The following is a 20264-nucleotide window of genomic DNA, read 5'->3' on the forward strand; positions in this document are numbered from 1 at the left end:
CGCGTCATGGCGAAAAAACCCACCACCAAGAATTCCTCTGGGCGCGGACAGCGTGACCTGCATGTCAAGGTCAAGACCGCGCGCGGGCGCAAGCTGTCCTCGACCCAATGGTTGCAGCGGCAGTTGAACGACCCCTATGTCAAACGTGCCAAGGCGGACGGATATCGGGGCAGGGCGGCCTATAAGATCTTGGAACTGGACGACAAATACCGCTTTCTGGTGCCCGGCGCGCGGATTGTCGATCTGGGCTGTGCGCCCGGTGGCTGGTTGCAGGTCGCGGTCAAACGCACCAATGCCTTGGGCGAACGCACATCCAAGGCGCAGGGCTATGTGCTGGGGATTGACCTGCAAGAGGTCGAGCCGATCGCGGGGGCCGAGATTTACCAGCTGGATTTCATGGCCGATGATGCCGATGTGCAGGTCCGCAACTGGCTTGGCGGCAATGCCGATGTGGTGATGTCGGATATGGCGGCATCCGCATCGGGGCATAAACAGACCGATCACAACCGGATTATCGCGCTCTGCGAAGCGGCGGCGCATTTCGCATTCGACGTGCTGAACGAGGGCGGCACCTTTGTGGCCAAAGTGCTGGCAGGCGGGGCCGAAGGCGATTTGCAAAAACTGCTCAAGGCGCGTTTCGCCAAGGTCGCCAATGTCAAACCGCCGGCCTCGCGGTCTGACAGTTCGGAAAAATTCGTCGTCGCGACCGGGTTCAAAGGCCGTGACAGCGCCGGCTGACGCCGGGTTTGAGTATTTTTGGAAAAAAGAAGATACAGGCCGGGGTCAGCCTTGCCCTGCTTGCCAGATCGCGAATTCGGCGGCGCGTTTGTCGTGCAGATGGGCGCGCACGTCATCCGACAAGGTCAGATCCATCCGGGGCGAGACATTGATCTGTTTGAGCGCGAGCGTCACCGCCAGCCGGGTTTCAAGGAAGGCTGTGACCTGGTCCCAAGCCTCGTATTTGAACAGATGTTGCACGCCGATCTCGCCGTCATTGATCCGCAGGAATTTGTCTTGCGATCCGACAGCGGCAAAGGGCGCGGGGTCGCCTTTGCAATATTCCACCACGAAATCGTCGAAACTGATGCCGCGCGTGCTGTTTTCATGGCCCAGCAGATCGTCGCGGTGCCGGTAGCGATACCAGCTGCCCAGCCAATCCACGGGGTGGCGCACGATGGCCATCAATTCGGGTGTTTTTCCGCCCGCCTGCACGAAAAACGGCCGCAGGAATCGTTTGTAGCGATAGCAAGGCGCATGTTTGAGATGCGGCGGATCGCGCAGCACCATCGAGGCACGCGGCGCCAGCGCGCCTTCGAGCGCGGTCGAGCCGGTTTTCGGCACCGCCAGCAGAACAAGGTTTTCGGCCCAGAAAACCAGCATTTGCACCTATCCCTTGCATGCAGCGGCGCGCTTTCGCGCCCTAACCTATCTTTAACCAATTGCTGGAAAGAGTGACATTGCAAATTTTGGTTGCAATGTTCACGTTTTGATCCCATGTAATACGGAACATAACGCGAACAAAGCTTTGATTGCCCCCCGGCGGGCTGCGTGGAATAAGGACAGGGTAATGGCAACGGCAGATCTTTTGAAAATGATGGACAAGAAAACCGCAGACAAGGAAAAGGCGCTGGAAAGCGCGCTTGCCCAGATCGAACGGCAGTTCGGCAAAGGCTCGATCATGAAACTGGGTGGCCAGAACCAGATGCCCGAGATCGAGGCGACCTCGACCGGGTCTTTGGGTCTGGATATCGCGCTGGGGATCGGTGGCCTGCCCAAAGGCCGCGTGATAGAGATTTACGGCCCGGAATCGTCAGGCAAGACCACGCTGACGCTGCATGCGATCGCGGAAGAGCAGAAAAAAGGCGGGATTTGCGCCTTTGTCGATGCCGAACATGCGCTGGACCCGCAATATGCCAAGAAGCTGGGCGTCAATCTGGATGAATTGCTGATCTCGCAGCCTGATACCGGCGAACAGGCGCTGGAAATCGTCGATACTTTGGTCCGGTCCGGGGCGGTCTCGCTGGTGGTGGTCGATTCGGTCGCGGCGCTGACGCCCAAGTCAGAGCTTGAAGGCGATATGGGCGACAGTTCGGTCGGCGTGCATGCCCGGCTGATGAGCCAGGCGATGCGCAAATTGACCGGATCGATCAACCGCTCTGGCTGTATGGTGATTTTCATCAACCAGATCCGCATGAAGATCGGCGTCATGTTCGGCAGCCCCGAGACGACGACAGGTGGTAATGCGCTGAAATTCTATGCCTCGGTCCGGTTGGATATTCGCCGCATTGGCGCGATCAAGGACCGTGACGAGGTGGTGGGCAATGCGACCCGCGTCAAAGTGGTCAAGAACAAGGTGGCGCCGCCTTTCAAACAGGTGGAATTCGACATCATGTATGGCGAGGGCATTTCCAAGACCGGCGAATTACTGGATCTTGGCGTCAAGGCCGGTGTGGTCGAAAAATCCGGTGCCTGGTTCAGCTATGGCGATGAACGGATCGGGCAGGGGCGCGAGAATTCGAAATTGTTCCTCAAGGAAAATCCCAAGATCGCCGATGAGATCGAGGATAAGATCCGCGCGGCCCATGGGCTCGACTTCGCCATGGGCGAGGGTGACACCAGCGCCGATGACGATCTGGTCGAAATCTAGGACAGCGGGCGCAGCTTTGTCTGCGCCCTGATCCGCCGGCCGCTGCGAAAAAGCCGCGCGCCATTGCGGCCTTGGTGTTTCTATCGGTGGACATGGGCCTGCCGCATCGCTATTTCTGCCGCTGATAGATATTTTCCTTGAAAGCGCGCCATGACCAGCCTTGCGGACATCCGTTCTACGTTTTTGAATTATTTCGAAAAACAGGGCCACCGCGTGGTCCCGAGTAGCCCGCTTGTGCCGCGCAATGACCCGACGTTGATGTTCACCAATTCGGGCATGGTGCAATTCAAGAACCTGTTTACCGGGGTCGAAACCCGCGATTACAGCCGCGCCACCACCAGCCAGAAATGCGTGCGCGCCGGGGGCAAGCATAATGATCTGGACAATGTCGGCTATACCGCCCGCCACCATACGTTTTTCGAAATGCTGGGCAATTTCAGTTTCGGCGATTATTTCAAATCGGATGCGATCCCTTTTGCCTGGGAATTGCTGACCCGCGATTTCGGCATTGATAAATCGCGCCTGCTGACCACCGTCTATCATACCGATGACGAGGCGTTTGATTTGTGGAAAAAGATCGGCCTGTCCGAGGACCGGATCATCCGCATCCCCACCGATGACAATTTCTGGCGCATGGGGCCGACCGGCCCCTGTGGCCCCTGCACCGAGATTTTCTATGACCATGGCGATCATATCTGGGGCGGCCCTCCGGGATCGGCCGAGGAAGACGGCGACCGGTTCATCGAGATCTGGAATGTCGTTTTCATGCAGAACGAACAATTCGAGGATGGGTCGATGCGGCCTCTGGACATGCAATCGATCGATACCGGCATGGGGCTGGAACGGATCGGCGCGCTGTTGCAGGGCAAGCATGACAATTACGATACCGATGTGATGCGCGCGCTGATCGAGGCCTCGGCCCATGCCACATCCTCGGACCCGGACGGCCCCGGCAATACCCATCACCGGGTGATCGCGGATCATCTGCGCTCGACCTCGTTTCTGATTGCCGAAGGCGTGCTGCCATCCAACGAAGGCCGCGGCTATGTGCTGCGCCGGATCATGCGCCGCGCCATGCGCCATGCGCATCTGCTGGGCGCCAAGGATCCGGTGATGCACCGTCTGGTGCCTGCGCTGGTGCAGCAGATGGGCGCGGCCTATCCCGAATTGGGCCAAGGCCAGCGGCTGATCGCGGAAACCCTGATGAACGAGGAAATCCGGTTCAAACAGACGCTGGATCGCGGCTTGAAACTGCTGGATGACGAATTGGCGGATCTGCCCGAGGATGCGGCGCTGCCGGGCGCCTCGGCCTTCAAGCTTTATGATACCTATGGTTTCCCGCTTGATCTGACGCAGGATGCTTTGCGCGAAAAAGGCCGCAGCGTCGATATTGACGGGTTCGATGCCGCCATGGCCGCGCAAAAGGCCAAGGCGCGGGCGGCCTGGTCGGGCACCGGTGCCGCGGCGGATAGCGCTATCTGGTTCGATGTGGCCGATGTCGCCGGCCCGACCGATTTTCTGGGCTATGATAGTCTGGAGGTCGAGGGCCAGATCAAGGCGCTGGTCGCCGATGGGGCCATGGTCCAAGAGGCGGGCGGCGCGGTGCAGATCGTGCTGAACCAGACTGCCTTTTATGCCGAATCCGGTGGGCAGGTCGGCGATGCGGGCCTGCTGCAAACCGAAACCGGCATGGCGCAGATCACCGATACCAAAAAGGTCGCCGGTGTGTTCATCCATTTCGCCACGGTCACCAGCGGCACGATTGCCGTGGGGCAGGGCGCGGCGCTGCGCGTCGATCCTGCGCGCCGTGCGGCTATTCAGGCCAACCATTCCGCCACCCATCTGCTGAACGAGGCATTGCGCGAGATCCTTGGCGATCATATCGCGCAGCGCGGCTCGCTGAATGCGCCTGACCGGCTGCGGTTTGATTTCAGCCATAGCAAGGCGCTTGATCCGGCGGAACTGGCGCAGGTCGAACGCGATGTGAATGCGCTGATCCGCCAGAACAGCCGCGTCGAAACCCGGATCATGGCACCCGATGATGCGCGCGCGCTTGGTGCGCAGGCGCTTTTTGGCGAAAAATACGGCGACGAGGTGCGCGTCGTCTCGATGGGCCAGAAGGGTGGGTCCGGCAAAGGCGTGGCAGGCGATACCTATTCGCTGGAACTCTGCGGCGGCACCCATGTGCGCCAGCTGGGGGAAATCGGGGCTTTCGTGGCTTTGGGCGATGCGGCCTCCAGCGCCGGTGTCCGCCGGATCGAGGCGCTGACAGGGCAAGCCGCCCTTGATTACCTGCGCGCACAGGACCAGCGGCTGTCGGACGTTGCCGCCACGCTCAAAGCCCCCGCAACCGAGGTTGCCGACCGCGTCAAGGCGCTGATGGAAGAACGCCGCGCGCTGGCCAATGAGGTCGCGCAATTGCGCCGTGATCTGGCCATGGGGGGCGGCGCGCAGGGGGCGTCACCGGCGACACAGGTCAATGGGATCAGCTTTCATGCGCAGGTTTTATCGGGGGTCACCGGCAAGGATCTGCCCGCGCTGATCGACCAGATCAAGTCAGAGATCGGCAGCGGTGTCGTGGTGCTGATCGCCGATACGGGCGACAAGGCCGCCGTCGCCGTGGGGGTCACGGCGGATTTGACAGCGCGTGTTTCGGCCGTGGATATTCTGCGCGCTGTGACGCCGGAACTTGGTGGCAAGGGCGGCGGTGGCCGGCCCGATATGGCACAGGGCGGCGGCGCGTCGGCTGACAATGCCGATGCCGCCATCGCACAAGCAAAATCAATAATGGAGCAATTGTCATGACCGCACTCTGGATCGCCCATGTCAAAGTCACCGATGCCGCAGCTTATGGCGAATATGCCAGCCGCGCCACGGTTGCCATCGCGGATCACGGCGGGGTTTTCCTCGCCCGTGGCGGCGCTTATGAACAGCTTGAAGGGCCGGACCGGCCGCGCAATGTCGTGGCGCGCTTTCCCAGCCTGCAGGCCGCACATGATTGCTATCATTCGACCGCCTACCAGGATGCGCTCAGCTATGCCAAAGGCGCCAGCCAGCGCGAATTATGCATCGTCGAAGAATTCGCCTGACACGAAAAAGCCGGGGCGCTGATTGCCCCGGCCTTTTGCCCATCTTCCGAGCCTAAATATCCCCGCCGGAGGCTTCGCGCTGGCCTGACCAGCGCGAAACAACCTTAGGCGCTGCGCGAATTTTTCTTGCGCTCATGCGGGTCCAGGAACCGCTTGCGCAGACGGACCGCATTGGGGGTCACTTCGACCAATTCATCATCATCGATATAGGCGATGGCCTGTTCCAGCGACATGGTCACCGGCGTCGTCAGGCGCACGGCCTCATCGGTGCCAGAGGCGCGCACGTTGGTCAGCTGCTTGCCTTTGAGCGGGTTGACCTCCAGATCATTGTCGCGGCTATGTTCGCCGATGATCATGCCGGTATAGACCGCCTCTTGCGCGCCGATGAAAAACTTGCCGCGGTCTTCGAGTTTCCACAAAGCATAGGCAACCGATGTGCCGTTTTCCATCGAGATCAGAACCCCCTGACGGCGGCCTTCGATCTTGCCCTTGTAAGGCGCCCAGCCATGGAACAGCCGGTTCAGAATGCCCGATCCGCGGGTGTCGGTCAGGAATTCACCGTGATAGCCGATCAACCCGCGCGACGGCACATGCGCGATGATGCGGGTCTTGCCGGCACCTGCGGGTTTCATCTCGACCAATTCGCCCTTGCGCGGGCCGGTCAGTTTTTCGACGACCGCGCCGGTATATTCGTCATCCACGTCAATCGTGGCTTCTTCGATCGGTTCATGGCGGACGCCGTCGATATCCTTGAAAATCACCTGCGGGCGGGAAATCGACAGCTCGAACCCTTCGCGGCGCATGTTCTCGATCAGCACGCCCATCTGCAATTCGCCCCGGCCCGAGACTTCGAAAGCATCGCCCATCGGGGTATCGGCGACCTTGATCGCGACATTGACCTCTGATTCGCGCATCAGCCGTTCGCGGATGACGCGGCTTTGTACCTTTTTGCCATCGCGGCCTGCCAACGGGCTGTCGTTGATCCCGAAGGTCACGGTGATGGTCGGCGGATCAATCGGCTGGGCGGGAATCGCCGTGTCGATGCCCAGATCGCAGATCGTATCGGCCACGGTGGCCTTGGTCATGCCCGCCAGCGTGACGATATCGCCAGCTTCGGCGGCCTCGATAGGCTGCTGGCCCAGACCACGGAACGCCAGGATCTTCGAGACGCGGAATTGTTCGATCTTGTCGCCATTGCGCGACAATGCCTTGACGGTTTCGCCTGCGCGCAATGTGCCTGCCTCGACCCGGCCGGTCAGGATGCGCCCGATGAACGGATCGGCCGACAATGTGGTGGCCAGCATCTGGAACGGCTCGTCCCGGCGGCTGATCTGGGCGGGCATCGGGACATGCTGCAACACTTTGTCAAACAGCGCGGACAGATCCTTGCGCGGCCCGTCCAGCTGTTCGTCACACCAGCCAGCGCGGCCAGAGGCATACATCACCGGGAAATCCAGCTGTTCATCGGTGGCTTCAAGGGCGGCAAAGAGGTCGAACACGTCATCAACGGCCTGATCGGGCTCGCCATCGGCCTTGTCGACCTTGTTGACCACGACAATCGGGCGCAGCCCCAGCGCCAGCGCCTTGGAGGTCACGAATTTCGTCTGCGGCATCGGCCCTTCGGCCGCATCCACCAGCAACACGACGCCATCGACCATCGACAGGATGCGTTCGACCTCGCCGCCGAAATCGGCGTGGCCGGGGGTATCGACGATATTGATCCGCGTGCCTTTCCATTCAACGCTTGTGCATTTGGCCAGAATGGTGATGCCGCGTTCGCGTTCGATGTCGTTGCTGTCCATCGCGCGTTCGGTGGTGGCCTCGTTTTCGCGGTACACACCAGATTGTTTCAAAAGTTCGTCGACAAGCGTTGTCTTGCCGTGGTCAACGTGCGCGATGATCGCGATATTGCGGATATCCATGGGTCAGCCTTATGGGAAATTTAGCTGCGCGATACCGTGCAATCGCAGCAAAAGCCACCCCTTAATCGCAGCTGCGCCTCAGTGGGGCGATGTCTGCGAAAAAAGATGGATCACAAGGATACCGCAAAGGATCATCCCGATCCCGATCAGCGCGGGCAGATCAAGCCTTTGGCCAAAGACCAGATAGCCGATGATCGCGATCATCACGATCCCCAGCCCCGACCACATCGCATAGACCACCCCCACCGGCATGAACCGCAGCGCCAGCGCCAGCAGGTAGAAAGAGACGCCATAAGCGATGACCACGATGACCGAGGGCCAAAGCCGCGTGAATTGCTGGCTGGCCTGCAAGGCCGTGGTGCCGATGGTTTCGGCGATGATTGCAAAGATCAAGATGATGTAATGCACCGGCATGTCAGCGTCCTGTATAGCGGTCGGGGCGGTGGTTGGTCGCGATGATCAGGTTCGCCACCAGCGCCCCCGCCAGCGAATATAGCACCAGCCCCGGCGCGATCACCACAAAGGCCGCGCCGAACAGGCATAGATCAAAGATCAGCTGGGTATAGCCTGCGCGAAACCCGGTGCGATCCTGCAAAAACAGCGCCAGAATGCCGATGCCCCCCAGGCTCGCGCCATGGCGGAAGAGCACGATCAACCCCAACCCGGTGACCGCCCCCACCAGCATTGCCCCCAGTAACGGGTCCAGCGTCTGAAACACGATCAGCCGTGGAAAGCTTTCGGCCATCAGCGATACCAGCCCAACGCAAAGAAAGCTTTTGAGCGTGAACCTTGGCCCCATCCGCAGCCATGCCAGCGCGTAAAACGGCAGGTTGACGCAAAAGAACACCAGCCCAAAGGATAATCCCGTCGCATAAGATAACAGCACGGCCAGCCCCGCCGTCTGACCGGTAATCAACCCCAGATGTGTCAGCATCGTCACCCCCAGCGCACAAAGTGCGGTGCCAAGCGCAAAGGCTTGTGCGTCTTCGACAGGGCTATGCGGGGCGGGGGTGGCGGCAGGCTGAATCATGCCATGGCGGTTAGTCAAGCCCGCCCCGATAGGCAAGCACCGCGTGCAAAAAAGACCGCGATACACGCTCTGCAGGCTTTGGCGCGGGTGCTGTCGCGCTGTACCGTCGCCTTGTGCCGTCGCCTTGTGGCAGGGCAATGACAGGCCGCGACCAATACAACCTCAGGCAGAGTTTTGCATTGCGTTGCCCCTGCGGCGATGTTTACCTTTTGTTAAGGACGAGTCTGTCCTGCCCTTTGGTGCGCGTTAAAAAGTTAGGATGTGTTTAAAATGAATATCAAATTGCATGTTGCGCTGCTTGCCGGGGCTGCGGCCCTTGCGGGATGCGATGGCGGGGGCAGTGTCAGCAGCGCTGTCGGCAATGGCACCAATGGCCTGCCTTTCGCAGATGCGCAGACCGCGGGCAGCGGATCGCTTGGCGCTGTCGTCAATGGCCAGACCGCCACTGTCCAAGGCGCGACCGACAGCCGGGGCAGCAGCACGGACCGCTTTCGACAGGAAACCATGACAATTCGGGGGCTGACAGAGGATTCGATCGAAGTCACCTTTGATGGCAACACGGCGGTGCTGGACCGCATTGGCACGGGGGATTCCTATCGCTCTGATGATTTCAGCCATTTCGTTTCGCGCATTCTGAACCCGGGCACGGCGGTTTCTGCCTATACCTATCTGCAGAGCGGCTTCATCGGCGGTGAGATAAAATTCGATACGGTTTATCTGGTGGTCGGCAATGACACCAATCCGGCAAACCTGACCGGATCGGCAAGCTATGCTGTCAGCCTTGAGGGCAGAGGCACCGAAACTGTCGATAAAGCTGACCGTAGCTTGTTGCTGGATGGCAATGGCACGATCAATGCGAATTTTGCAACCTCTGCAATCGACGGAACCTTGGTGCTGCGCAGCCGGACCAGCGGTCTGGATGATGCGGCAACAGCTGCCAGCGCCCGAAATGACGCCTTTTCACTCTCGGGCAGCCGCAGCGGTTCGACATTCACCGCAACGGCGACGCGGATCGATTGCCTGACCGCAGAGGCCTGTGTTTCGAACACATCGCTGGCGGGTAATTTCTTTGGTCAGACCGGCGCCGAGATCGGCGGCATTGCCGTGCTCGACGAGACCGCGACATCCAGCGCAGGCCCCGTGCAAACCAAGGGCAGCCTGGTTTTTCTGGGCGCGCAATAATGTGAAAAGGGGGGCCAGATGGCCCCCCTTTGATGCTACATCGCGGCGTTCAGGTTCTGGTCCACTTTTTCCAGGAAACCTTCGGTTGTCAGCCATTTCTGGTCGGGACCGACCAGCAGCGCCAGATCCTTGGTCATGAACCCGCTTTCGACCGTATCCACCACGACCTTTTCCAGCGTCGTCGCAAAAGTCATCAGCTGCGCATTGTCATCCAGTTTCGCGCGGTGCTTGAGCCCGCCGGTCCAGGCAAAGATCGAGGCGATGGAATTGGTCGAGGTCGCCTTGCCCGCCTGATGCTGGCGATAATGGCGGGTGACGGTGCCATGGGCGGCCTCGGCCTCGACGACCTTGCCATCGGGGGTCATCAGCGCCGATGTCATCAGCCCGAGCGAGCCAAAGCCCTGCGCCACCGTGTCGGATTGCACGTCGCCGTCATAGTTTTTGCAGGCCCAGACGAATTTGCCCGACCATTTCATCGCGGCGGCGACCATATCGTCGATCAGCCGGTGTTCATAGGTGATGCCCGCGGCTTTGAATTTATCGGCGAATTCTTCTTCATAGACCTTTTGGAACAGATCCTTGAAACGCCCGTCATAGGCTTTGAGGATCGTGTTCTTGGTGGACAGATAGACCGGCCAGCCCAGGTTCAGACCATAGTTCAACGAGGCGCGGGCAAAGTCGATGATGCTTTCATCAAGGTTATACATGCCCATCGCCACACCGGCGCCGGGGCTGTCATAGACCACCTTTTCGATCACCGTGCCATCGTCGCCCACGAATTTCATCGTCAGCTGGCCTTTGCCGGGCATCAGGAAATCGGTGGCTTTATACTGATCACCGAACGCATGACGGCCGATGACGATCGGGTCGGTCCAGCCGGGCACAAGGCGCGGCACGTTCTTGCAGATGATCGGCGCGCGGAACACCACACCGCCCAGGATGTTGCGGATCGTGCCGTTGGGGCTGCGCCACATCTGTTTGAGGCCGAATTCCTCGACCCGTTGTTCATCGGGGGTGATGGTCGCGCATTTGACGCCGACACCGTATTTCTTGATCGCCTCGGCGGCATCCACGGTGATCTGGTCATTGGTTTCGTCCCGGACTTCCATGCCCAGATCGTAATATTTCAGATCCAGGTCGAGATAGGGCAGGATCAGTTTCTTCTTGATGAAATCCCAGATGATCCGGGTCATTTCATCGCCGTCGAGTTCGACGACAGGGTTTTCTACCTTGATCTTGGACATGCAAAGCTCCGTTTGGCGTGGATTCTGCGCCGCTCATAGCGCAAAAAGCCCCCCACGGGAAGGGCTGTATGCATTTGTATACTGAAATTGGGGTGGTAGGCCCGGCAGGACTTGAACCCGCAACCAAAGCGTTATGAGCGCTCTGCTCTGACCAATTGAGCTACAGGCCCCCCGGTGATCGGGTTAATCGGCGCTGTGCCGATGGTCAAGCTTTTCGCTTTGCGCCCTGTCGAAAAGACCTTTTATGCCTCCGGCGGGGATATTTATGCTCGGAAGATGCACAGGAGGGCGTTGCGCGGGGCGCGGGCTTGCGCTAACCGCAGGTCAACCAGACAAAGGGGTGCCCCAGATGCGTAAAAATGGCCTGACTTATGCGGATGCGGGGGTCGATATCGACGCGGGCAATTCTTTGGTGGAACGGATCAAGCCTGCGGCCAAGCGCACGGCGCGGTCTGGTGTGATGTCCGGGCTGGGCGGGTTTGGGGCGCTCTTTGATCTCAAAGCTGCGGGCTATGTCGATCCGGTGCTGGTGGCCGCGACCGATGGGGTCGGCACCAAGCTGCGCATCGCGATTGATACCGGCCATGTCGACACGATCGGGATCGATCTGGTTGCGATGTGTGTCAATGATCTGGTCTGTCAGGGGGCCGAGCCCCTATTCTTTCTGGATTATTTCGCCACTGGCAAGCTGGAGCTGGATCAGGCGACGCGTATCATCAACGGGATTGCGGCGGGTTGCGAAGCCTCTGGCTGTGCCTTGATCGGCGGCGAGACGGCGGAAATGCCGGGCATGTATCACAAGGGTGATTTCGATCTGGCGGGTTTTGCCGTGGGCGCCATGGAACGCGGCGCCGATCTGCCGCGCGATGTGGTGGCGGGTGATGTGCTGCTGGGGCTTGCCTCTGACGGTGTGCATTCCAACGGCTATTCGCTGGTGCGCCGGATTGTAGAACTTTCCGGGCTGGGCTGGGATGATGCCGCGCCATTTGCTGATGCGTCCTTGGGTGCCGCACTTTTGACGCCCACTCGGCTTTATGTGCAGCCAGCACTGGCCGCCGTGCGCGCAGGGGGCGTGCATGCGCTGGCCCATATCACCGGCGGCGGCTTGACCGAGAATCTGCCGCGTGTGTTGCCGGATGATCTGGGCGCGGATATCGATCTGGAATCCTGGGCCTTGCCGCCTGTCTTTGGCTGGCTGGTGCAAAGCGGGGGCATGGCGCAGGCCGAATTGCTGAAAACCTTCAACGCCGGCATCGGCATGGTGCTGGTCGTTGATGCCGCCCGCGCCGAAGCGCTGGCAGCGCTTTTGTCGCAAGCCGGCGAGACGGTTCACCGCCTTGGCACTGTGACCCAAGGCGCAGGCATCCGCTATACGGGCGCGCTTGTGTGACCAAAAAGGTGGCGATCCTGATTTCGGGCGGCGGGTCCAATATGGACGCGCTGGTCAAATCCATGACGGGTGATCATCCCGCGCGGCCGGTGCTGGTTTTGTCCAATGATCCGGCGGCGGGGGGGCTGGCCAAGGCGGCAGGGCTGGGCGTGCCGACAGCGGTGGTTGATCACCGCGCCTTTGCCAAGGACCGCGCCGCGTTTGAGGCGGCTTTGCACAGCGCCTTGCTGGATGTGCAGCCCGATATCATCTGCCTGGCCGGTTTCATGCGCATTCTGGGGGCGGACTTTATCCAAAGCTGGGAAGGCCGGATGCTGAATATCCATCCGTCGCTTTTGCCGAAATATCGCGGTTTGCACACCCATGCCCGCGCGCTGGAAGCAGGCGATGCCCAGCACGGTTGCAGCGTGCATGAGGTCACCGCGGCACTGGATGACGGGCCGGTGCTGGGGCAGGCGGTCATGCCGGTTTTGCCCGGTGATACGCCCGAGACATTGGCCGCGCGGCTGCTGCCTTTGGAACATGCGCTTTATCCCGCCGTTTTGCGCCGTTTTGCGGCAGGGGATGCGCGTCCGGTCATGCTGGGTGGGTGATCTTTTCATTGCCCGCGCCTTGCCCTATCAAGGGCGTATCAAACCGACGGACATTGCATGAAGATCATCACCACGACTGCCGAGCTGGCCGCATTTTGCACCGAAGCCGCCAAACGCGCCTATGTCACCGTCGATACCGAATTCCTGCGCGAACGCACCTATTATTCCAAGCTGTGCCTTGTGCAGATGGCCTATCGCGATGCGGCGGGCGAGGATGCGGTGCTGGTCGATCCGCTGGCGGATGGTATCGCGCTGGACCCGCTATATGACCTGTTCCGCGATCCCGGTGTTGTCAAAGTGTTCCATGCCGCCCGCCAGGACCTAGAGATTTTCCATGTCGATGCGGGTGTGATCCCCGCGCCTTTGTTCGACACGCAGGTCGCGGCGATGGTCTGCGGCTTTGGCGAACAGGCGGGCTATGAGACCTTGGTGCGCAAGATCGCCAAGGCCGAGGTGGACAAATCATCGCGCTTTACCGATTGGTCGCGCCGTCCGCTGACCGAGGCGCAGGCCGCCTATGCGCTGGCCGATGTCACCCATCTGCGCGATGTTTATGAATATCTGGCCAACCGGCTGGCCAAATCGGGCCGCGCCCAATGGGTAGAAGAGGAAATGGCGGTGCTGAATGATCCCGCCACCTATCAATCCAATCCTGATGAGGCCTGGATGCGGGTCAAGACGCGCACGACCTCGGGCCGGTTTCTGGCCATCGTGCGCGAATTGGCGCGGTTTCGTGAAACCTATGCGCAGGCGCGGGATATTCCGCGCAGCCGGGTCTATAAAGATGATGCTTTGGTTGAACTTGCCTCGACCAAGCCATTGAATGAAAACGATTTGAACCGGTCCCGGCTGTTGTTGCGCGAGGCCCGCAAGGGCGAGATTGCCGAAGGTATCCTTGCCGCCATCAAGGCCGGGATGGCCGCCAAACCCGGCGATCTGCCCGAACCTGACCTGAGCCGCGCCAAATTGCAGGTCAATCCCGCCTTGGCCGATATGCTGCGCGTGCTTTTGAAGGCGGTGACCGATGATGCGGGGGTGGCGTCCAAGCTGATCGCCTCTTCGGCTGATCTGGATGCTTTGGCGGCAGGGATGCGCGATATGCCCGCGCTGAAAGGCTGGCGGCGCGATGTTTTTGGCGATGCGGCCTTGCAGCTGTGCGAAGGCAAGGTCGGGCTGGCGGTCAAAGGCCAAAAGGTGGTCACCGTCCCGCTTTAGGCTAGATCAGGCGTGACTGAAGGAAATGAGATATGACCAACCCCGCCTTTGAAGAGCTTGTCGAGACATTCGCCTTTCTGGATGATTGGGAAGACCGTTACCGCCATGTGATCGACATGGGCCGCGCGATGGACCCGTTAGAGGATGCCTTGCGCGTGCCTGCGACCAAGGTGGACGGCTGCGCCAGTCAGGTCTGGCTGGTCCCCCAGATCAAGGACGGTATCTTTACCTTTCGCGGCGAAAGCGATGCGATGATCGTGCGGGGGCTGATCGCGGTGCTGCGCACGCTTTACGACGACCAGCCCGTGGCCGAGGTGGTCAAGATCGACGCGCCCGCCGCATTGGGCCGTTTGGGGCTGAATGATCATCTGTCGGCGCAGCGGTCCAATGGTTTGCGCGCCATGGTCGAAAGGATCAGGCAGACGGCGGCGGCGGCGCTGTGACGCCTGCAAGGGCCGTGGCCAGATCGCCATAGCCGGTAAAGCGCCGCTCGAAGGCCAGACCCAGACGCGCGGCGCAATCCTGCGCCTTGGCGGTCAGGGCGGGATCATCGGTCTGCGCCTGATAGACCAGTTTTTCGTAATTGCCGAAATACATGTCCCGCAGGGCGGGGTGTTTGTGCAGGCCAAGCGGTTCCCAGACAAAGGCATCGAATTGCCGGACCAGAAAATCGGTCAGGTAAAAGGCGGTGATTTCGTCACGGGCGGCAAAGGCGTCGACACCTTCGAAAAACGCATAGCAATGCGGCCCCGCCACCATGCGCAGGCCCAGATCGTCGCAGGCCGCCTGCAACAGCCCGCCGGTGCCGCAATCGGCATAGACCACAAAGATATCGTGATAATCCGCGCCATGTTTGGCGACAGCCGCGCGCAGGGCGGGGATGATCTTTTCGGGGTGGTTATGCAGAATGGCGGGCAGGCAATGCAGGTCCAGATGGGTCCAGCCATTGGCAGCCTTCAGCGCAAGGATTTCGCGTGCCAGCGCGCCGCAGGCGATCAGCAGGATCTGGCCCTGTCCGGCAGGGGCCAGCCCCTGATGGCTCAGGCTGGCGTCACTGATCACGGCGGCGGCGCAGCAGGATACTGGCCAGCAGCACCAGTATGCTGATGGCGGCAAGCCCCAGCATCGGCGTCAAGGCGGCCGCACCCGCAGCCCAGACCCCCAATGCGATGGTCACACCAGAGGCCGCAATCACGGCGACAAGCAGGATGGCAAGTTTTTCAAGCGGCATCATCGGTCTCCTATCAAATATAGGTAAGCGCTGATGCCGCCCGTATAAAGGGTCAGGCGTGCACAGCGCCCTGATTATGCTTGCGCGCCACCAGCGTTTTGGCGGTTTCCACCGCGACAGCGGCATCACGGCAATAGGCATCGGCGCCGATGGCGCGGCCGAATTCCTCGTTCAAAGGGGCGCCGCCGACCAGCACGATATAATCGTCGCGCATGCCTTTTTCGACCAAAGTATCAATCACGACCTTCATATAGGGCATGGTTGTGGTCAGCAGGGCGGACATGCCCAGAATATCGGGCTTTTCTGCTTCGAGCGCTTCCAGATAGCCTTCGACCGCATTGTTGATGCCCAGATCGATCACCTCGAAACCGGCCCCTTCCATCATCATGCCGACAAGGTTCTTGCCGATGTCATGGATATCGCCCTTGACAGTGCCGATGACCATTTTGCCGACGCGCGGCGCGCCTGTGGCGATCAACAGCGGTTTGAGGATGAACATGCCGCCTTTCATCGCATTGGCGGCCAGCAGCACCTCGGGGACGAACAAGATCCCGTCGCGGAAATCATGGCCCACGATGGTCATGCCGCCGACAAGCGCCTCTGTCAGGACGCGGTAGGGGGTCCAGCCGCGTTCAATGAGGATGTTGACGCCTTCCTCGATCTCTTCTTTCATACCGTCGTAAAGGTCGTCGTACATCTGCGCGACAAGATCTTCGTCGCTCAGTTCGGACAGGATGATGTCGTCGTCTTGGTCGGCCATGGGAACCCTCATGAAACTTGCTGTCCCTGTAGTGCGCCGAATTCATTATGCCCACCCGATGGATTGCGACATTCACCGTCGCAGGACCGACGTGGGCTTGTGTTTGTTCTTTGTTTGTTCCATGCTGCGCCATGGCTGATGATCTGACCCTGCGATCCCACCGTGCCAAGGGCCGTGCCGCGCTTGGTAATCCGGCAATCCGCTTTGACCGTCTGGCGGCCAAGGCGGTGGATGACGGCTGGTATCAGGACGATGATCTGCCCGTGCTGCGCACCAGCGTCAGCGAGGAAATGATCGGCAAGGTGATCACGCGCAATGCATCACCGGACCTGTCATTTGACCGTTCGATCAACCCTTATCGCGGCTGCGAACATGGCTGTATCTATTGTTTCGCGCGGCCCAGCCATGCCTTTCTGGGCCTGTCGCCGGGTCTGGATTTTGAAACAAAGCTGATCGCGCGCCCCAATGCGGCCGAACAGCTGCGCAAGGAATTGTCCAATCCGCGCTATCAGCCCGCCACGATCGCGATCGGCACCAATACCGACCCTTATCAACCGATCGAAAAGGAGCGCCAGATCATGCGGGCGGTGCTAGAGGTGCTGCGCGATTTCAACCATCCTGTGGCCATCGTGACCAAAGGCACGCTGATCCTGCGCGACAGCGATATTCTGGCGGATATGGCGGCCAAGGGGCTGGTGCGCGTCGGTATTTCCGTCACCACGCTGGACCCCGCGATATCGCGCGCGATGGAACCGCGTGTGCCGCTGCCGGCCGCAAGGTTGCGGGTGATCCGCGCGCTGAGCGATGCAGGCATCCCGGTGCGCGTCATGGCCGCGCCCTTGGTGCCTGCGCTGACCGATCATGAGCTAGAGGCGATCTTGCAGGCCGCCCATGATGCGGGCGCGGTTGCGGCTTCTTGCATCCTGCTGCGCCTGCCGCGCGAGGTGGCGGGGCTGTTTCAGGAGTGGCTGGAAGCGCATTTCCCCGACCGTGCCGCGCGGGTGATGAACCGCGTGCGCGCCTTGCATGGCGGGCGCGATTACGACCCGGAATTCGGCAAACGCATGACGGGGCAGGGGGTTTGGGCCAAGATCACGCAGCAACGGTTCAAACTGGCCGCCGCACGGCTGGGGCTGGACCGGAGGCTGTCGCCGTTGCGCAATGATCTGTTCGCCAGACCGCCGCAGAAGGGTGACCAGCTGGCGTTGTTTTGAGGATCGCACGAGGCCCCGGGGCAGGCCCGGGGTGGGGGCTGCCTTTGGGGAATGATCTTTTTGCCAGACGGCTGCAGAGGGGCGATCAGTTGGCGTTGTTTTGAGGATCGCGCGAGGCCCCGGGGCAGGCCCGGGGTGTGTGTTGCCTTTGAGGAATGTTCTTTTTGCCAGACCGCCGCAGAAGGGTGATCAGCTGGCGTTGTTTTAAGAACTTTTAGGCCTTCGGCGAGGATATTTGGGCTCGGAAGATGGGATCAGTCGCGTTTTGCGCGGCGGCCGCGGCGGGGGGCGGCCTCTGGCCCGGCGCCATCGGTGCCGTCCGAGGCCGAGGAGAAGCCGCCTAGTGCTGCGGTGATCGCATCCAGCGTCGGCGCGTCGCCTTTGGGGCGGGTTTCCAGCGCGTGCCGCATTGCGCGCAGATGGTCGGGTGTCGTGCCGCAGCAGCCGCCGATGATCGTGGCCCCGCTGTCGCGGGCCAGCACGGCGTAATCGGCCATCAATTCGGGCGTGCCGTCGTAATGGATATGCCCGTCATGGTATTTCGGGATGCCGGCATTGCCTTTGGCGATCAAGGGCAGGGTCGGGCCGGCGGCGGCAAAGCCCAGCACGCTGCGCAGAAGATCCGACGCGCCGGTGCCGCAATTGGCGCCGAAAGCCAGCGGTTGATGCGCAAGTTTGCCGACCTTTTTGACCATATCGGCCGAGGTCAGACCCATCATCGTGCGCCCGGCTGTGTCAAAGCTCATCGTGCCGCACCAGGGCATGTCTGCCAGCGCGAAGGCTTCGGCGGCAGCGGCGAATTCTTCGGCAGCAGAGATGGTTTCCACCCAGAGCACATCCGCGCCGCCCGCCTTGAGCCCTTCGGCCTGTTCGTGGAACATTTCCACCGCGCGTGCATGGGTCAGCGTGCCCATTGGCGTCATGATCTCGCCGGTGGGACCGACCGAGCCTGCGACGACGATGGTCCGGCCCGCAGCATCCGCGATTTCACGGCCCAAGGCGGCTGCGACCTTGTTGAGTTCATGGACCTGGTTTTCCGCGCCATGCAATGTCAGCCGCGAGGCATTGCCGCCGAAGGAATTGGTCAGAAAGATATCGCTGCCCGCATCGGCGGCCCCTTTGTAAAGGGCGCGGATCTTGGCGGGTTCTGCGAGGTTCCACATCTCGGGCGCGTCGCCCGACATCAGCCCCATATTGAACAGATTGGTGCCGGTTGCCCCGTCGGCCATCAGCCAATCGCGGGTTTCAAGCAGCTTGGACAGCGCATTGGTCATGACAGGGTCTTTTCAGAGTCAGAGTTCGGTCATCAGCTGCGCCTTGGCCTCGGCCATCAGCGATACCATTTTCGCGCGGATCGTGGCCTCATCGGCACGGCCCTCTAGATCGCCTGCGACCTTGCGATAGACATCTTCATCGCCGGCCTCTTCGAAATCTGATTTCACCACGGCGATGGCATAGGCCGCAGCCTCGTCGCCGGTCTTGCCCATCAGCTCGGCAGCCCAGAGACCCAAAAGCTTGTTGCGCCGCGCCTCTGCCTTGAACTGCATTTCGGCATCATGGGCGAATTTCGCTTCAAACGCCTGCTGGCGATCATCGAAGGTGGACATGGGGCAAACCTCGCTTTGGTGGACTCGTTGGAGCAGATATGGCTGCACAGGTGCTTGCCCGCAAGGGGGGCTTGCACTAAGAGGCGGAGAAGACAGCACCTTGCACGGGTGCGACAAGGGTAAGGGGTCAGCATGGCGCGCCGCAAGAAAATTTACGAAGGCAAGGCAAAGATCCTTTATGAAGGCCCGGAACCGGGAACTTTGGTGCAATATTTCAAGGATGATGCCACCGCTTTCAACGCCGAAAAGCGCGCGGTGATCGAAGGCAAGGGCGTGCTGAACAACCGCCTGAGCGAGTTTTTCATGACCGGCCTTGGCCAGATCGGGATTCCCACCCATTTCATCCGCCGCCTGAACATGCGCGAACAATTGATCCGCCAGGTCGAGATCATCCCGCTGGAAATCATCGTGCGCAATGTTGCCGCCGGGTCCATGGCCAAGCGCATGGGGATCGAGGAAGGCATGCAATTGCCCCGCCCCATCGTCGAGTTTTCCTACAAGGATGACGCTTTGGGCGATCCGCTGGTCCCCGAGGAATATATCATCGCCTTTGGCTGGGCCAGCCAGCAGGATATGGATGATATCGTCAGCCTTGCGCTGCGCGTCAATGATTGGATGTCGGGTGTCATGTATGGCGTCGGCATCAAATTGGTCGATTTCAAGATCGAGGTCGGCCGGGTCTGGGACAATGAATTCCCCCGCCTGTTGCTGGCCGATGAAATCAGCCCCGACAGCTGCCGTCTGTGGGATATCGAAACCGGCCAGAAGCTGGACAAAGACGTGTTCCGCCGCGATCTGGGCAATCTGACCGATGCCTATACAGAGGTCGCCAAGCGCCTTGGCGTGATGCCGTCCAATGTGACGCATCGCCCCAAACCCACATTGATCAATTAAAGCGAGGCGAGCCGATGAAAGCGCGTGTGTATGTGATGCTCAAGACCGGCGTTCTGGACCCGCAGGGCGAGGCCGTGCGCCATGCGCTTGGCAGTCTTGGCTTTGACGGGGTGCAGGGCGTGCGTCAGGGCAAGGTGATCGAGCTTGATCTGGCCGATGGCACATCCGAGGCCACGATTGCGCAGATGTGCGACAAATTGCTGGCCAATACCGTGATCGAAAGCTACCGGATCGAGGTGCTTTAGG

The 20264-nt window shown here is 60.6% G+C and carries 22 protein-coding genes and 1 tRNA gene; 12 read left to right on the forward strand and 11 right to left on the reverse strand.

Annotation, left to right across the window (positions count from 1 at the left end):
- The first annotated feature begins 6 nt into the window (after positions 1-6).
- A complete protein-coding gene (locus LOKVESSMR4R_RS06470; protein ID WP_087206822.1) occupies positions 7-738 on the forward strand; it encodes an RlmE family RNA methyltransferase in 732 nt (243 codons plus the stop codon).
- Between the two features lie 45 nt (positions 739-783).
- Here the strand turns inward: LOKVESSMR4R_RS06470 and LOKVESSMR4R_RS06475 are convergent, their stop codons facing one another.
- A complete protein-coding gene (locus tag LOKVESSMR4R_RS06475; RefSeq protein WP_204248735.1) occupies positions 784-1380 on the reverse strand; it encodes a gamma-glutamyl kinase in 597 nt (198 codons plus the stop codon).
- Positions 1381-1567: 187 nt separating this feature from the next.
- Here LOKVESSMR4R_RS06475 and recA point away from each other — a divergent pair, with 187 nt between their 5' ends.
- From recA to LOKVESSMR4R_RS06490, 3 genes are all read left to right on the forward strand, one after another.
- Positions 1568-2647: a recombinase RecA gene (gene recA, locus LOKVESSMR4R_RS06480; protein ID WP_087206824.1), complete on the forward strand. Its 1080-nt coding sequence runs from the start codon at positions 1568-1570 to the stop codon at positions 2645-2647.
- A gap of 150 nt (positions 2648-2797) precedes the next feature.
- A complete protein-coding gene (alaS, locus tag LOKVESSMR4R_RS06485; protein ID WP_087206825.1) occupies positions 2798-5452 on the forward strand; it encodes an alanine--tRNA ligase in 2655 nt (884 codons plus the stop codon).
- Complete coding sequence (locus LOKVESSMR4R_RS06490; protein WP_087206826.1) at positions 5449-5736, forward strand: DUF1330 domain-containing protein; 288 nt, start codon at positions 5449-5451, stop codon at positions 5734-5736. The genes alaS and LOKVESSMR4R_RS06490 overlap by 4 nt, the downstream gene beginning before the upstream one ends.
- A gap of 104 nt (positions 5737-5840) precedes the next feature.
- Here the strand turns inward: LOKVESSMR4R_RS06490 and typA are convergent, their stop codons facing one another.
- From typA to LOKVESSMR4R_RS06505, 3 genes are all read right to left on the reverse strand, one after another.
- Positions 5841-7658 (reverse strand): translational GTPase TypA, encoded by a 1818-nt coding sequence (typA, locus tag LOKVESSMR4R_RS06495; protein WP_087206827.1) that lies wholly within the window; start codon positions 7656-7658, stop codon positions 5841-5843.
- Positions 7659-7736: 78 nt separating this feature from the next.
- Complete coding sequence (locus tag LOKVESSMR4R_RS06500) at positions 7737-8072, reverse strand: DMT family transporter (RefSeq protein WP_087206828.1); 336 nt, start codon at positions 8070-8072, stop codon at positions 7737-7739.
- Between the two features lies 1 nt (position 8073).
- Positions 8074-8688 carry a YitT family protein gene (locus LOKVESSMR4R_RS06505; RefSeq protein ID WP_087206829.1) on the reverse strand — a complete coding sequence of 205 codons (615 nt, stop codon included), beginning with the start codon at positions 8686-8688 and terminating at the stop codon, positions 8074-8076.
- A 270-nt stretch (positions 8689-8958) separates the two neighbouring features.
- Here LOKVESSMR4R_RS06505 and LOKVESSMR4R_RS06510 point away from each other — a divergent pair, with 270 nt between their 5' ends.
- Positions 8959-9870 (forward strand): transferrin-binding protein-like solute binding protein, encoded by a 912-nt coding sequence (locus tag LOKVESSMR4R_RS06510; RefSeq protein ID WP_087206830.1) that lies wholly within the window; start codon positions 8959-8961, stop codon positions 9868-9870.
- 35 nt (positions 9871-9905) lie between these two features.
- Here the strand turns inward: LOKVESSMR4R_RS06510 and LOKVESSMR4R_RS06515 are convergent, their stop codons facing one another.
- A complete protein-coding gene (locus LOKVESSMR4R_RS06515) occupies positions 9906-11114 on the reverse strand; it encodes an NADP-dependent isocitrate dehydrogenase (RefSeq protein ID WP_087206831.1) in 1209 nt (402 codons plus the stop codon).
- A 93-nt stretch (positions 11115-11207) separates the two neighbouring features.
- A tRNA-Ile gene (locus LOKVESSMR4R_RS06520) sits at positions 11208-11284 on the reverse strand.
- Between the two features lie 179 nt (positions 11285-11463).
- Here LOKVESSMR4R_RS06520 and purM point away from each other — a divergent pair.
- Genes purM through LOKVESSMR4R_RS06540 form a run of 4 tightly spaced genes read left to right on the forward strand, consistent with a single transcriptional unit; the run spans position 11464 to position 14755 of the window.
- The gene (gene purM, locus LOKVESSMR4R_RS06525) at positions 11464-12504 is read left to right on the forward strand and encodes a phosphoribosylformylglycinamidine cyclo-ligase (protein WP_087206832.1); all 1041 of its coding nucleotides are present in this window, start codon (positions 11464-11466) and stop codon (positions 12502-12504) included.
- Positions 12501-13097: a phosphoribosylglycinamide formyltransferase gene (purN, locus tag LOKVESSMR4R_RS06530; protein ID WP_087206833.1), complete on the forward strand. Its 597-nt coding sequence runs from the start codon at positions 12501-12503 to the stop codon at positions 13095-13097. Before purM ends, purN begins: the two co-directional genes overlap by 4 nt.
- 57 nt (positions 13098-13154) lie before the next feature.
- Entirely contained in the window at positions 13155-14312 is a 1158-nt protein-coding gene (gene rnd, locus LOKVESSMR4R_RS06535) for a ribonuclease D (protein ID WP_087206834.1), read from the forward strand.
- A gap of 32 nt (positions 14313-14344) precedes the next feature.
- A complete protein-coding gene (locus LOKVESSMR4R_RS06540; protein ID WP_087206835.1) occupies positions 14345-14755 on the forward strand; it encodes a SufE family protein in 411 nt (136 codons plus the stop codon).
- On the opposite strand, the gene LOKVESSMR4R_RS06545 is transcribed toward LOKVESSMR4R_RS06540, so the two are convergent.
- Genes LOKVESSMR4R_RS06545 through LOKVESSMR4R_RS06555 form a run of 3 tightly spaced genes read right to left on the reverse strand, consistent with a single transcriptional unit; the run spans position 14727 to position 16303 of the window.
- Positions 14727-15374, reverse strand: coding sequence for a DUF1638 domain-containing protein (locus tag LOKVESSMR4R_RS06545; protein WP_087206836.1), 648 nt, complete (start codon positions 15372-15374; stop codon positions 14727-14729). The two genes, LOKVESSMR4R_RS06540 and LOKVESSMR4R_RS06545, sit on opposite strands and share 29 nt — an antisense overlap.
- Positions 15364-15546, reverse strand: a complete 183-nt coding sequence (locus LOKVESSMR4R_RS06550; protein WP_237331920.1) for a hypothetical protein — start codon at positions 15544-15546, stop codon at positions 15364-15366. Before LOKVESSMR4R_RS06550 ends, LOKVESSMR4R_RS06545 begins: the two co-directional genes overlap by 11 nt.
- Positions 15547-15595: 49 nt before the next feature.
- Positions 15596-16303, reverse strand: coding sequence for a corrinoid protein (locus LOKVESSMR4R_RS06555; RefSeq protein WP_087206837.1), 708 nt, complete (start codon positions 16301-16303; stop codon positions 15596-15598).
- Between the two features lie 131 nt (positions 16304-16434).
- Here LOKVESSMR4R_RS06555 and LOKVESSMR4R_RS06560 point away from each other — a divergent pair, with 131 nt between their 5' ends.
- On the forward strand, positions 16435-17517 hold the full coding sequence (locus tag LOKVESSMR4R_RS06560) for a PA0069 family radical SAM protein (protein ID WP_087206838.1): 1083 nt from the start codon (positions 16435-16437) through the stop codon (positions 17515-17517).
- Between the two features lie 254 nt (positions 17518-17771).
- Here LOKVESSMR4R_RS06560 and bmt read toward each other — a convergent pair whose 3' ends face one another.
- Both bmt and LOKVESSMR4R_RS06570 read right to left on the reverse strand, forming a co-directional pair.
- A complete protein-coding gene (bmt, locus tag LOKVESSMR4R_RS06565) occupies positions 17772-18791 on the reverse strand; it encodes a betaine--homocysteine S-methyltransferase (RefSeq protein ID WP_087206839.1) in 1020 nt (339 codons plus the stop codon).
- 18 nt (positions 18792-18809) lie between these two features.
- Positions 18810-19124: a DUF1476 domain-containing protein gene (locus tag LOKVESSMR4R_RS06570; protein WP_087206840.1), complete on the reverse strand. Its 315-nt coding sequence runs from the start codon at positions 19122-19124 to the stop codon at positions 18810-18812.
- A 132-nt stretch (positions 19125-19256) separates the two neighbouring features.
- On the opposite strand from LOKVESSMR4R_RS06570, the gene purC reads away from it, so the two are divergent.
- Positions 19257-20018: a phosphoribosylaminoimidazolesuccinocarboxamide synthase gene (gene purC, locus LOKVESSMR4R_RS06575; RefSeq protein WP_087206842.1), complete on the forward strand. Its 762-nt coding sequence runs from the start codon at positions 19257-19259 to the stop codon at positions 20016-20018.
- Positions 20019-20032: 14 nt separating this feature from the next.
- A complete protein-coding gene (gene purS, locus LOKVESSMR4R_RS06580; RefSeq protein ID WP_087206843.1) occupies positions 20033-20263 on the forward strand; it encodes a phosphoribosylformylglycinamidine synthase subunit PurS in 231 nt (76 codons plus the stop codon).
- Position 20264: the final 1 nt, after the last annotated feature.

Origin of the sequence: Yoonia vestfoldensis, from assembly GCF_002158905.1 — a bacterium.
GTDB lineage: Bacteria > Pseudomonadota > Alphaproteobacteria > Rhodobacterales > Rhodobacteraceae > Yoonia > Yoonia vestfoldensis_B.